Source organism: Streptomyces sp. NPDC092369 (genome assembly GCF_044755245.1).
Classification (GTDB): Bacteria; Actinomycetota; Actinomycetes; order Streptomycetales; family Streptomycetaceae; genus Streptomyces.
On record NZ_JBIVQP010000008.1, the window covers coordinates 476,578 to 489,721 of the forward strand.

General features: G+C 67.7%; 13 protein-coding genes. 12 read left to right on the forward strand and 1 reads right to left on the reverse strand.

Features of this window, described 5'->3' with window-relative positions:
- The first annotated feature begins 5 nt into the window (after nucleotides 1-5).
- The 10 genes from ruvX to nusB all read left to right on the forward strand — a co-directional run bounded on the left by ruvX (nucleotide 6) and on the right by nusB (nucleotide 10,428).
- Entirely contained in the window at nucleotides 6-470 is a 465-nt protein-coding gene (gene ruvX, locus ACIQI8_RS40150; RefSeq protein ID WP_402362443.1) for a Holliday junction resolvase RuvX, read from the forward strand.
- Nucleotides 471-592: 122 nt separating this feature from the next.
- Complete coding sequence (gene mltG / locus ACIQI8_RS40155; protein ID WP_402362446.1) at nucleotides 593-2,365, forward strand: endolytic transglycosylase MltG; 1,773 nt, start codon at nucleotides 593-595, stop codon at nucleotides 2,363-2,365.
- Complete coding sequence (locus ACIQI8_RS40160) at nucleotides 2,346-3,179, forward strand: shikimate dehydrogenase (protein WP_402362449.1); 834 nt, start codon at nucleotides 2,346-2,348, stop codon at nucleotides 3,177-3,179. Before mltG ends, ACIQI8_RS40160 begins: the two co-directional genes overlap by 20 nt.
- Before the next feature lie 1,054 nt (nucleotides 3,180-4,233).
- Nucleotides 4,234-5,418 (forward strand): chorismate synthase, encoded by a 1,185-nt coding sequence (aroC, locus tag ACIQI8_RS40165; RefSeq protein ID WP_402362452.1) that lies wholly within the window; start codon nucleotides 4,234-4,236, stop codon nucleotides 5,416-5,418.
- Between the two features lie 32 nt (nucleotides 5,419-5,450).
- A complete protein-coding gene (locus ACIQI8_RS40170) occupies nucleotides 5,451-5,933 on the forward strand; it encodes a shikimate kinase (protein ID WP_402362803.1) in 483 nt (160 codons plus the stop codon).
- Entirely contained in the window at nucleotides 5,930-7,021 is a 1,092-nt protein-coding gene (gene aroB, locus ACIQI8_RS40175; RefSeq protein WP_402362455.1) for a 3-dehydroquinate synthase, read from the forward strand. The genes ACIQI8_RS40170 and aroB overlap by 4 nt, the downstream gene beginning before the upstream one ends.
- 226 nt (nucleotides 7,022-7,247) lie before the next feature.
- Nucleotides 7,248-8,120 carry a Pro-rich N-terminal domain-containing protein gene (locus ACIQI8_RS40180; protein WP_402362458.1) on the forward strand — a complete coding sequence of 291 codons (873 nt, stop codon included), beginning with the start codon at nucleotides 7,248-7,250 and terminating at the stop codon, nucleotides 8,118-8,120.
- Between the two features lie 149 nt (nucleotides 8,121-8,269).
- Complete coding sequence (locus ACIQI8_RS40185) at nucleotides 8,270-9,376, forward strand: aminopeptidase P family protein (protein WP_402362461.1); 1,107 nt, start codon at nucleotides 8,270-8,272, stop codon at nucleotides 9,374-9,376.
- Between the two features lie 48 nt (nucleotides 9,377-9,424).
- Nucleotides 9,425-9,991: an elongation factor P gene (efp, locus tag ACIQI8_RS40190; protein ID WP_093831276.1), complete on the forward strand. Its 567-nt coding sequence runs from the start codon at nucleotides 9,425-9,427 to the stop codon at nucleotides 9,989-9,991.
- Between the two features lie 2 nt (nucleotides 9,992-9,993).
- Entirely contained in the window at nucleotides 9,994-10,428 is a 435-nt protein-coding gene (gene nusB / locus ACIQI8_RS40195) for a transcription antitermination factor NusB (RefSeq protein WP_402362465.1), read from the forward strand.
- A 305-nt stretch (nucleotides 10,429-10,733) separates the two neighbouring features.
- Here the strand turns inward: nusB and bldD are convergent, their stop codons facing one another.
- The gene (gene bldD / locus ACIQI8_RS40200; protein ID WP_124002855.1) at nucleotides 10,734-11,237 is read right to left on the reverse strand and encodes a transcriptional regulator BldD; all 504 of its coding nucleotides are present in this window, start codon (nucleotides 11,235-11,237) and stop codon (nucleotides 10,734-10,736) included.
- Between the two features lie 254 nt (nucleotides 11,238-11,491).
- Between bldD and pyrR the strand changes: the two genes are divergently transcribed.
- Together pyrR and ACIQI8_RS40210 are read left to right on the forward strand one after the other, a co-directional pair.
- Nucleotides 11,492-12,082 carry a bifunctional pyr operon transcriptional regulator/uracil phosphoribosyltransferase PyrR gene (pyrR, locus tag ACIQI8_RS40205; RefSeq protein ID WP_402362469.1) on the forward strand — a complete coding sequence of 197 codons (591 nt, stop codon included), beginning with the start codon at nucleotides 11,492-11,494 and terminating at the stop codon, nucleotides 12,080-12,082.
- 80 nt (nucleotides 12,083-12,162) lie between these two features.
- The gene (locus tag ACIQI8_RS40210) at nucleotides 12,163-13,143 is read left to right on the forward strand and encodes an aspartate carbamoyltransferase catalytic subunit (protein WP_402362472.1); all 981 of its coding nucleotides are present in this window, start codon (nucleotides 12,163-12,165) and stop codon (nucleotides 13,141-13,143) included.
- Nucleotide 13,144 lies beyond the last annotated feature (1 nt).

A 13,144-nucleotide genomic window follows, 5' to 3' on the forward strand; every position in this document is an offset into this window, starting at 1 on the left:
CGACGATGAGAAGAGGACGTCGGCTCGCGATCGACGTCGGGGACGCCCGTATCGGGGTCGCCTCGTGCGACCCCGACGGGATCCTCGCCACTCCGGTGGAGACGGTCCCCGGACGGGACATCCCCGCGGCCCATCGTCGGCTGCGGGAACTCGTCGAGGAGTACGAGCCGATCGAGGTCGTCGTCGGTCTGCCCCGCTCCCTCAAGGGCGGCGAGGGACCGGCCGCGGTCAAGGTCCGCACCTTCACCCACGAACTGGCCAAGGGCATCGCGCCGATCCCGGTCCGACTGGTCGACGAGCGGATGACCACGGTGACGGCCAGTCAAGGGCTGCGTGCCTCCGGAGTGAAGGCCAAAAAGGGACGCTCCGTCATCGATCAGGCCGCCGCTGTGATTATTTTGCAGCAAGCACTTGAATCCGAACGGGTGTCAGGTAAAGCACCCGGCGAAGGCGTCGAAGTGGTCATCTGATCGCGATACGGTAACGTTCCGCGCGATGCGATGGTTTTCGAACAGCCACCGCACAGCAAGAGGCGAAACGGAATCCGGCCCACCAGCCGCGTGCCGCGCCGTCCGTCGGCTCTAGGGGATCGATGACTGAGTATGGCCGGGGTCACGGCTCCGAACCGTGGCATCCCGAGGACCCGTTGTTCGGGGACGGTGGATGGGAGGGACAGCAGGCCCAGTCGGGCCAGCAGTCCTACGGCGGCCAGCCGCAGCATTATTCGGACCAGCAGCAGCCCCAGCAGCAGTACGGCGAGTGGGGCGACGGCGGGCAGAACGCCTACGGTCAGGCGCAGCAGCAGTATCCCCAGTACGACCAGCAGCAGTACGACCAACAGCAGTATGCCCAGCAGCAGTACGACCAGCAGCAGTACGAACAGCAGTACGGCGTCCAGGGGCAGCAGCAGAACTACGCGGGTCACACCCAGCAGCCGTACGACAACAGCGGCCGGCCCCAGCAGCAGCCCTACGACAACGGAGCCTGGGGTTCCGGCACACACGTCCAGTACACGGACCCCTCCGATCCCTACGGTCAGCAGGCCGCCTCGTACGGGGGCGAGCAGCCCGACTACTACGGCACGCCGGACGCGTATCCGCCGCCCGAGCCGCCCAGTCGCAGGCAGCCCGAGCCGGAGCCGAAACCCGACTGGGACCCCGGACCCGACCAGGGCGAGCACGCCTTCTTCGCGGGCGGCGGTGGCGATGACGACGAGGAGCCCGACGACGAGGCCGACAGTCGCCGCGGCCGGGGCGAGCGGAAGGGCAAGGACGGCAAAGGCAAGAAACGCCGCAGCGGCTGCGCCTGCCTGGTGGTAGTGCTGGTGTTCGGCGGCGGACTCGGCGGGGTCTCCTACTTCGGGTACCAGTTCTACCAAAATCGTTTCGGCTCGGCGCCGGACTACGCGGGTGACGGCACCAGTAAGACGGTGAGCGTCGAGATCCCGAAGGGCGCGGGCGGCTATGAGATCGGCCGGCGGCTGAAGGAGGCGGGTGTCGTCAAGAGTGTCGACGCGTTCGTCGCCGCCCAGTCGCAGAACTCCAAGGGAAAAACGATTCAGGCAGGCGCCTATCTGCTGAAGACGGAGATGTCCGGCGAGAGCGCCGTCGCGATGATGCTCGACCCGAAGAGCCAGAACAACGTGTTGGTTGCCCCGGGGCTGCGCAATATTGCCGTCTACCAAAGAATCGACGAGAAACTCGATCTGAAGTCCGGTACCACCGGGAAAATCGCCGGAGAGAAGTACAAGACTCTCGGGCTTCCTGACTGGGCGAACGACAGTAGCAAGATCAAGGACCCGCTGGAGGGCTTCCTCTGGCCTGGCACATATCCGGCGGCCAAGGGTATGAAACCGGAAACGGTGCTCAAGGCGATGGTGACCGCCGCCGCCCAGAAGTACGACAGCTACCACCTGGAGGCCAAGGCCAAGGCCCTCGAGCTGGACAGCCCGTTGGAGCTGGTCACGGTCGCTAGCCTGGTTCAGGCCGAAGGCAAGACCGAGGACGACTACCGCAAGATGGCGGAGGTAGTCTACAACCGCCTCGATCTCGTGAATCCCGAGACCTACGGCTTCCTCCAGTTCGACTCGACCTTCAACTACGTGAAGAACGAGAGCAACATCGACATCTCCGAGAAGGAGATCAACACCAACAAGGACCCGTACAATACGTACACCAACAAGGGTCTACCTCCGGGCCCGATCGACAACCCGGGTGAAGTCGCGCTCAAGGCGACCTTGAATCCGACGAAGCAGGGTTGGTATTACTTCGTGGCGACCGATGGCGTCAGCAAGACAGAATTCGCCAAGACTCACGAAGAATTCCAGAAGCTCAAGGATAAATTCAATGAAAGCACGGGTAACTGACGCTCGACGGGCCGCCGTTATTGGCAAGCCCATCGCCCACTCCCTCTCCCCCTTACTGCATCGCGCCGCCTACGCGCAACTGGGGCTCACTGACTGGACGTACGACCGGTTCGAGCTCGACGAGGACGCCCTGCCTGGCTTCCTCGCCGAGCTGGGCGAGGAGTGGGCCGGGCTGTCGGTGACCATGCCGCTCAAGCGGGCCGTTATCCCACTGCTCGATAGGATCAGCGAGACAGCCGCCTCGGTTGACGCCGTTAACACGGTCGTCTTCGCCGAGGGTGGCTGCCGTCTCGGTGACAACACTGATATTCCCGGGATGGTTGCTGCCCTACAAGAACGTGGCATCGAGCAAGTCGACAGCGCAGCGATCCTCGGTGCTGGAGCCACTGCATCTTCGGCGCTTGCTGCGCTGTCTCGGATCTGTGTCGGTGAGGTGGTCGTGTATGTTCGCAACGCGGCCCGCGCTGCTGAGATGCGGCAGTGGGGCGAGCGCCTCGGTATAGACGTACGTGTCACTGACTGGGCGGACGTGGCCGAATCCCTGAACTTCCCACTTGTTATAGCCACTACCCCGGCTGGTGCAATTGACATGCTCGCTGCTAGCGTTCCGGACCGGCCGGGGGTCCTCTTTGACGTACTCTACGACCCGTGGCCTACGCCATTGTCTGCACGCTGGTCGATGCATGGAGGTGCTGTCCTCGGGGGACTCGATTTGCTTGTTCACCAAGCGGTGCTACAAGTGGAAAGAATGACGGGAAGTGCTGTACCTGTTGAGGTTTTTAGAGAGGTGGGCGAGGCGGCATTGGCCCGTTAAGGCCGAACCGTAATGGATCACTCATCGAATGAGTGATCCATTACGGTTCGAATTCAATCATCGGAACTTAGAAACCCGTGGATTCCTATAGTTCAGCAATGAGTGGAGGGGGTGACAGGCCGCGGTCATCGCGTGCTACGTTAGAATTAGGCCCACTCCGTGCATGAATTCAAGAGGTCGCTTCCCTCGAAACGGCCGACCTGTACCCCTAGGTCTCTGATTCCCTTGTCGGAATCTCGTGCTGTTGTGTACCAGGTGTAACCCGTTCCTTGCCCATCGTACCAATGATGCCAGGACCAGTTATGGCGATCTCCGTTGCTGTCTTTGGTAATAAGTCGGACTGCCACGTGATGTCCGTCTGCATTCATGTCGTCAACGCCAAGGGCTATGTCGACAGGTTCGGTAAGGCCACCTTCGAATGTCCCGGACATGGAGCCAAATGCGCCTGTAGTGAGGCAGTCCGCGTAGTAGTCGGCTGAGTCGGCCTGCGCCGTTCCCGTGGTGACTGCAACTCCCATTAGTAGGCAGCCAGCGAAGGTTAGTGTGAAATGTTTCCTCATCATTCTACTTCCTTCCGTCTTGTGTTGGATTTGTGAAAGGTGGAGCTGCTAAACGTGCATGCGGGGCAATCTGTGCTGTCGTGGATCTTTTCAAAGTCTTCATGCTGCCGTCAAGGAGGTGTCGGGTAGTGAAATGTGGGGATAAGTGCCATTATTCTTAATGTTTATATATCGTGTCTTATTTATAACGGGGGTGGATACTGTGCGTCCAGGGGCGCCTGGAATTTAGTTGTACAGGTAGCGGCTGGACACCGAGCAGATGCGAGGGCTCAAGCCCTGTGCCTGTCGGCACTATGCGCAAGGTGGGCAAGCACATGCGGGCGGCCCGTGGGTAGGCCACGGACCTGTCCGCTTGATGGACCGCGGGCCGGACCCGTCGTCCGGACGTGGGAGGATCGAGGACGGCGGTCCGGGCCGCGCACCTGGTTGCCGTCGCCGTACGCGAGGACGCGCGTACGCAGGCAGTACCAGGGCGCGAGCACTGAGGAGCATCGTTGAGCAGGCTGCGTTGGCTGACCGCGGGAGAGTCCCACGGTCCCGCACTTGTCGCGACGCTGGAGGGCCTTCCCGCCGGCGTGCCGATCACCACCGACATGGTCGCCGACCACCTGGCCCGGCGTCGGCTCGGCTACGGCCGCGGTGCCCGGATGAAGTTCGAGCGCGACGAGGTCACCTTCCTCGGTGGCGTCCGGCACGGTCTCACGCTCGGCTCACCGGTCGCGATCATGGTGGGCAACACCGAGTGGCCCAAGTGGGAGCAGGTCATGGCGGCCGATCCGGTCGACCCGGAGATCCTCGCCGGGCTCGCCCGCAACGCCCCGCTGACCCGCCCGCGCCCCGGCCACGCCGACCTCGCGGGCATGCAGAAGTACGGTTTCGACGAAGCCCGCCCGATCCTGGAGCGCGCCTCGGCCCGGGAGACCGCGGCCCGGGTGGCGCTGGGCGCGGTGGCCCGGTCGTACCTCAAGGAGACGGCCGGCATCGAGATCGTCTCGCACGTGGTCGAACTGGCCGCGGCCAAGGCCCCGCGGGGCGTCCTGCCCACGCCGGCCGACGTCGAGAAGCTCGATGCCGACCCGGTGCGCTGCCTGGACGCGGACGCGTCGAAGGCGATGGTCGCCGAGATCGACCAGGCCCACAAGGACGGCGACACCCTCGGCGGTGTGGTCGAGATCCTGGCCTACGGTGTGCCGGTGGGCCTCGGCTCGCACGTCCACTGGGACCGCAAGCTGGACGCCCGCCTCGCCGGTGCCCTCATGGGCATCCAGGCCATCAAGGGCGTCGAGATCGGCGACGGCTTCGAGCTGGCCCGGGTGCCCGGTTCGCAGGCGCACGACGAGATCGTGAACACCGACGAGGGCATCCGACGGGTCTCAGGGCGTTCCGGTGGCACCGAGGGCGGCCTGTCCACCGGTGAACTGCTGCGTGTACGCGCCGCGATGAAGCCCATCGCCACCGTGCCGCACGCCCTGCGGACCGTCGACGTGGTCACCGGCGAGGCCACGCAGGCCCACCACCAGCGGTCCGACGTGTCCGCGGTGCCGGCCGCCGGCATCGTCGCCGAGGCGATGGTCGCGCTCGTCCTCGCCGACGCGGTCGCGGAGAAGTTCGGCGGCGACTCGGTCCCCGAGACCCGCCGCAATGTGCGCTCCTACCTCGACCACCTGGCCATCCGGTGAGCCCCGCGCCCGTGGTCGTGCTGGTGGGCCCGATGGGGGTCGGCAAGTCGACCGTCGGACAACTGCTGGCCGAGCGCCTCGGCGTCGGCTACCGGGACACCGACGAGGACATCGTCGCCGAGCAGGGCCGGACCATCGCCGAGATCTTCGTCGACGGGGGCGAGCCCGCCTTCCGCGCGATCGAGAAGCAGGCGGTGCGCCGGGCACTCGCCGAGCACGACGGCGTCCTCGCCCTGGGCGGCGGCTCGGTCCTCGACGAGGACACCCGCGCGCTGCTGGCCGGGCAGCGGGTCGTCTACCTCTCGATGGACGTCGAGGAAGCCGTCAAGCGCACCGGCCTGAACGTCGCCCGCCCCCTCCTCATGATCAACCCGCGCAAGCAGTGGCGCGAACTGATGGAGGTCAGGCGGCACTTGTACGAGGAGATCGCCACCGCGGTCGTGTCCACCGACGGCCGTACGCCCGAAGAGGTCACCCAAGTCGCCCTGGACGCACTGGAGTTGAAGGAAGCATGAGCGAGGCAGTGACCCGGATCCAGGTCGGCGGCACAGCGGGCAACGAACCGTACGAGGTCCTGGTGGGCCGTCAACTCCTCGGCGAACTGGCCGGGTTGATCGGCGAGAAGGCCAAGCGCGTCGCAATCGTGCACCCCGAGGCGCTGGCCGAGACCGGCGAGGCGCTCCGCGCCGATCTGGCCGAGCAGGGCTTCGAGGCCGTCGCCATCCAGGTGCCGAACGCGGAGGAGGCCAAGACCGCCGAGGTCGCCGCCTACTGCTGGAAGGCGCTCGGCCAGTCCGGCTTCACCCGCTCCGACGTCATCGTCGGCGTGGGCGGCGGGGCCAGCACCGACCTGGCCGGATTCGTCGCCGCGACCTGGCTGCGCGGGGTGCGCTGGATCGCCGTACCGACCACCGTCCTTGCCATGGTGGACGCGGCCGTCGGCGGCAAGACCGGCATCAACACCGCCGAGGGCAAGAACCTGGTGGGCGCCTTCCATCCGCCGGCCGGCGTGCTGTGCGACCTGGCCGCGCTGGACTCCCTGCCGGTCAACGACTACGTCTCCGGACTCGCCGAGATCATCAAGGCGGGCTTCATCGCCGACCCGGTGATCCTGGACCTCATCGAGTCCGACCCGCAGGCGGCCCGCACCCCAGCGGGCCCGCACACGGCCGAGCTGATCGAACGCTCCATCCGCGTCAAGGCCGAGGTGGTCTCCTCGGACCTCAAGGAAGCGGGCCTGCGCGAGATCCTCAACTACGGCCACACGCTGGGCCACGCGATCGAGAAGAACGAGCGCTACAAGTGGCGGCACGGCGCGGCCGTCTCTGTCGGCCTGCACTTCGCCGCCGAACTCGGCCGTCTGGCAGGGCGGTTGGACGACGCGACGGCCGACCGCCACCGCACGATCCTCGAATCGGTCGGGCTGCCGCTGCACTACCGCTACGACCAGTGGCCCAAGCTCCTGGAGAACATGCGGGTCGACAAGAAGTCCCGCGGCGACCTGCTCCGCTTCATCGTGCTGGACGGCCTGGCCAAGCCGACCGTCCTGGAGGGCCCCGACCCGGCCGTACTGCTCGCCGCGTACGGCGAGGTGGGCGAGTAGGTCCACTGGAGCGCCGTCCGTCCGAAATGCCGATCTGCCCTTGTGGGCATGGGCACTTCGGACCGCCCCCGGCCGTTCACCAAACGGCGGCCGGGGAAGGTACCGTTCGGTAGGGAGTGGGGGTCGGCCCCCTCGCCAGCGCCCATCGCCTGCGGCGAGTGAGCCGAAGGGGTGCAGCGCCCCGGAGGCGAACTGAGCCAAAAAGAGTGAGACGGAGTGGCACCGGATGCAGCACGCAGTGGGTTCTCCGCTGCCGCCGCCCCATCAGCCGGGGCACGGACCGGCCGCCGGCTGGTCGCCGGCCGCGCACCACCCGGGTCACCCGGGCCCGCACCAGAGTTCGGCCCCCGTGCCGCCACCGCCTCAGGCCCCGGGCTATCCCGGAGCCCCTCCGGCCATGGCCCCGCCGCCCGCACCGCCCCAGGCCCCGACTCCACCGCCCCTCGTCCCGGACACCACCGGCCACGTCCCGCTGCCGCCCGGCGGCCCGGTCGCGATGCCGAGCGTCCCGCCGACCGCCACGGCGGGCGCGGACCCGACGTCCACCACCCTCGCCGTTCTGCTGATCGGCCCCGCCGGCGCGGGCAAGACGAGCGTCGCCAAGTACTGGGCGGACCACCGCCGGGTCCCCACGGCCCACATCAGCCTCGACGACGTACGCGAATGGGTCCGCTCGGGCTTCGCCGACCCGCAGTCCGGCTGGAACGACCACTCCGAGGCGCAGTACCGCCTGGCCCGCCGCACCTGCGGCTTCGCCGCCCGCAACTTCCTCGCCAACGGCATCTCCTGCATCCTCGACGACGCCGTCTTCCCCGACCGCCCGGTCGTCGGCCTCGGCGGCTGGAAGCGCCACGTCGGCCCCGGCCTCCTCCCCGTCGTCCTGCTCCCCGGCCTCGAAGTAGTCCTGGAACGCAACGCCGAGCGCGCCGGCAACCGCCGCCTCACCGACGAGGAGGTCGCCCGCATCCACGGCCGCATGGCGGGCTGGTACGGCTCGGGCCTCCCCATCATCGACAACTCCCAGTTGGACGTGGCCCAGACGGCCGCGGTCCTGAACGACGTACTGGCAAGATCAATAGCAAGCCCCCCGAACTGGTAGACGCAGGGGACTTTGCCAACCCAGGGGCGCGGGGAACTGCGCGAGCAACCCCCACCGGCCGTCAGTCGGGACACAACCGGTCCCCCCGCGTCCCCCGAACGGCACTCCTCCAACCGGCACAAATCACCCACCGCTCCTACGCTCATCTCATGTCAGAGATGTACGCAATCCGCCGAACCCGGCTCAGGGAACAATGCAACGCCGCCGGCAACACGGCAGCGCTCATCTCCCGCCCGGCCAACGTCCGCTACCTCGCAGGAGCGTCCCCGCAGGGGTCCGTCCTGCTCCTGGGGAAAACAGAAGACCTTCTCCTCTGCACCGGCCCGCCGGACGAAAGACCCACTGACGGCCGCCCCGACGAGACGATCCGCGTACAGAGCCTCCCGAGCAGCGCAGGCGACCCGGCCGTCGCGGCCGCGGGTCTCGCCAAGACCCAGGGCGCGGAATCCCTCGCGGTGGAGGAACACCACCTCACCGTCGCCAGACACCGGGAGATCCGCTCGGTAGCCCCCCGCATCCGCGTCGCAGACCTCGGCGGGGCCGTGGAACAGCTCCGAGTGGTCAAGGACGAGGAGGAGATCTCCTGCCTCCGCATCGGCGCGGAGATCGCCGACCAGGCCCTGGGCGAACTCCTGGAATCCATCCTCGTGGGCCGCACCGAACGCCACCTCGCCCTGGAACTGGAGCGCCGACTGGTCGACCACGGCGCCGACGGCCCCGCCTTCGCCACCTCCGTCGCGACCGGCCCCAACGCCGGCCGGCGCACACACCTGCCCACCGACCGCCGCGTCGAGGAGGGCGATTTCCTCTCGGTCTGCCTCGGCGCGAGGTACCGCGGCTACCGCTGCGAGATCGGCCGTACGTTCGTCATCGGGACCTCGCCCGCCGACTGGCAGATCGAGCTCTACGACCTCGTCTTCGCCGCCCAGCGCGCCGGCCGCGAGGCTCTGGCGCCCGGCGCCGCCTACCGCGATGTGGACCGGGCGGCCCGTCAGGTACTGGACTCGGCGGGGCATGCGGAGGGGCTGTCGGCGCTGATGGGGCACGGGGTGGGGCTCGAAATCGACGAGGACCCGCAGTTGGCCCCTGCGGCCATGGGTAAACTGGACGCTTGCGTGCCGGTCACCGTCGAACCGGGGGTCCACCTCCCGGGCCGGGGCGGTGTCCGGATCGATGACACGCTCGTCGTCCGCCCCGAGGCGGACGGCGGACCCGAGCTACTCACCATTACGACCAAGGAGCTTCTAGCGCTGTAACGCGCGTGCCCCGTGGTCGTCCACGTCAGTCCAGGAGATTCCGCAACCGTGGCTTCCACGAACGACCTCAAGAACGGCCTGGTGCTCAAGCTCGACGGAGGCCAGCTCTGGTCCGTCGTCGAGTTCCAGCACGTCAAGCCCGGCAAGGGCCCTGCCTTCGTGCGCACCAAGCTCAAGAACGTGCTCTCCGGCAAGGTCGTCGACAAGACGTTCAACGCCGGCGTCAAGGTCGAGACGGCCACTGTCGACAAGCGCGACATGCAGTTCTCGTACATGGACGGCGAGTACTTCGTCTTCATGGACATGGAGACCTACGACCAGCTCATGGTCGACCGCAAGGCCGTCGGCGACGCCGCCAACTTCCTGATCGAGGGCTTCACGGCCACCGTGGCGCAGCACGAGGGCGAGGTGCTCTTCGTCGAGCTGCCGGCCGCCGTCGAGCTGGTCGTCCAGGAGACCGAGCCGGGCGTCCAGGGCGACCGCTCCACCGGCGGCACCAAGCCCGCCACGCTGGAGACGGGCCACCAGATCCAGGTCCCGCTCTTCATCACCACCGGCGAGAAGATCAAGGTCGACACCCGCACGAGCGACTACCTCGGCCGGGTGAACAGCTAACCGTGGCTGCTCGCAACACGGCCCGCAAGCGCGCCTTCCAGATCCTCTTCGAGGGCGACCAGCGCGGCGCCGACGTCCTGACGGTCCTCGCGGACTGGATCCGACTCTCCCGGGACGACACCCGGCAGCCGCCGGTGAGTGAGTACACGATGCAGCTCGTCGAGGGCTACGCCCAGCACGAGCGGCGTATCGACGATCTGATCGCCCAGTACTCGGTCGGCTGGACGCTCGACCGGATGCCGGTCGTGGACCGCAACATCCTGAGGCTCGGCGCCTATGAGCTGATCTGGGTCGACGAGACCCCGGACGCGGTCGTCCTCGACGAGATGGTGCAGCTGGCGAAGGAGTTCTCGACGGACGACTCGCCCGCGTTCGTCAATGGCCTGCTGGCCCGCTTCAAGGAGCTGAAGCCCTCGCTGAGGCGGGACCAGGCGTAGGTCCTCCGGGCGTAGCGCCCACCACGAACGCCGGGAGCCCGCAGCGCGCCTGCTGCGGGCTCCCGGCGTTCGTGCGCCCAAGGGGGTGGGTGATGACGTCGTAGGGCGGCTGCGGGCCGTGTGTGGCTTGTCGCGCCCGCGCGGCGGAGCCGCATATCGACACAGCCCCGCGCCCCTGGGGAGCCGGCCTCACGTCTCCCGAGACGTGAACGGCGATGGAGCACGGACAAAAGAACGCCGGGGTGGCCGGAACCCCAAAGTTCCGGCCACCCCGGCGGCACGTTTCTGCTCAAGCGCTGTACGGCTCAGTTCTCCTCGTGGGAGGCCACCGCGCGCCGGGCGTCCGCGTCCAGGACGCCCCAGCTGATCAGCTGCTCGGTGAGGACCGAGGGGGACTGGTCGTAGATGACGGCGAGTGTGCGCAGGTCGTCCTGGCGGATCGACAGCACCTTGCCGTTGTAGTCGCCGCGCTGGGACTGGATCGTGGCCGCGTACCGCTGCAGCGGGCCCGCCTTCTCGGCCGGCACCGTGGCCAGCCGCTCCAGGTCGAGGACCAGCTTCGGCGGCGGCTCGGCGGCGCCGCCCGGGGTCGTGCCCGGCAGCAGCTCCTGCACCGGCACACCGTAGAAATCCGCCAGCTCGGCGAGGCGCTGCACGGTCACGGCACGGTCACCGCGCTCGTACGACCCGACCACGACCGCCTTCCAGCGTCCCTGGGACTTCTCCTCGACACCGTGGAGGGAAAGGCCCTGCTGGGTGCGGATGGCCCGGAGCTTGGCCCCGAGCTGTTTGGCGTATTCGCTGGACATATAGCTCCCCGGACACTGGATCGACGCGACCGATGGTGTTTCCGAGCCGCGCGTCTGGTAACTCACTGTGAGGTTACGCAGCGTGACTCTCGCCCGTCAAGCCGAATGGTCCACACCGCCTCTTCTGGGGAACCCGTGGTTGATTACGCCAGGGGGGTGATCAGGGACGTCGTCCGGGCCTGCTACCGTGGATGGCGCAAATCCGACGTCCTTTAACGTCCGTCCCGTGAGGCGGAGAAGGAGGTCCGTTTCATATGGACAAGCAGGACAAGCGCGACACGCATGCCTCCGATGCCCGGCCCGTGCTCGAAGGGCCCGACATCGCGCGGGTGTTGACCCGCATCGCCCACGAGATCGTCGAACGCGCCAAGGGCGCCGACGACGTGGTGCTCCTCGGCATTCCGACCCGAGGCGTCTTCCTCGCCCAACGGCTGGGCGTCAAGCTGGAGGAGATCACCGACCGCAAGATCCCGGTCGGCGCCCTCGACATCACCATGTACCGCGACGACCTGCGCATGCACCCGCCGCGTGCGCTGGCCCGCACGGAGATCCCCGGTGACGGCATCGACGGCCGCCTGGTCGTCCTCGTCGACGACGTGCTCTTCTCCGGCCGCACCATCCGCGCCGCCCTCGACGCCCTGAACGACATCGGGCGCCCGCGCGCGGTGCAGCTCGCGGTCCTGGTCGACCGCGGCCACCGCGAACTGCCCATCCGCGCCGACTACGTCGGCAAGAACCTCCCCACGTCGTTGCGGGAGACGGTCAAGGTCCTGCTCGCCGAGGAGGACGGTCGCGACACCGTGCTGCTCGGCGCCAAGCCGGCCGCCCCGGGCGCGTCGCAGTAGCACTCCGGTCTCCCGCCGGAGTGCGCTCACGCATGCCCGTACGCCCGAAAACTCCTGAATTGCCTTACGGAGCCTGACAGATGCAGCGTCATCTCATCTCGGCCGCCGACCTCACCCGCGACGACGCCGTCCTGATCCTCGACACCGCCGAGGAGATGGCCCGGGTCGCCGACCGGCCGATCAAGAAACTGCCGACCCTGCGCGGCCGTACCGTCGTCAACCTCTTCTTCGAGGACTCCACGCGCACGCGTATCTCCTTCGAAGCCGCCGAGAAGCGCCTCTCCGCGGACGTCATCAACTTCACCGCCAAGGGCTCCAGCGTCTCCAAGGGCGAGTCCCTCAAGGACACCGCCCAGACCCTGGAGGCCATGGGTGTCGACGCCGTCGTCATCCGGCACGGCGCCTCCGGAGCGCCCTACCGGCTCGCCAACTCCGGCTGGATCGACGCGGCCGTCATCAACGCCGGTGACGGCACCCACCAGCACCCCACACAGGCCCTCCTTGACGCCTTCACCATGCGCCGTCGCCTCATCGGGCGGGACGCCGGGATAGGGCAGGACCTGGACGGCAAGCGGATCACGCTCGTCGGCGACATCCTGCACAGCCGCGTCGCCCGCTCCAACGTCGACCTGCTGCACACGCTCGGCGCCGAGGTCACCCTCGTCGCCCCGCCCACCCTGGTGCCGGTCGGCGTCGAGTCCTGGCCCTGCGAGGTGTCGTACGACCTCGACAGCACGCTCTCCAAGAGCGACGCGGTGATGCTGCTGCGCGTCCAGCGCGAGCGCATGAACGCCGCCTTCTTCCCGACCGAGCGCGAGTACTCGCGGCGCTACGGCCTGGACGGCGACCGCATGGCGAAGATGCCCGAGCACGCCATCGTGATGCACCCCGGTCCGATGGTCCGCGGCATGGAGATCACCGCCGAGGTCGCCGACTCCGAGCGCTGCACCGCGATCGAGCAGGTCGCAAACGGAGTCTCCATCCGGATGGCCGTTCTGTACCTGCTGCTCGGCGGCAACGAACCCGCCGTCGCCCATGCCCGCACCATCGAGGAGAAGTAGG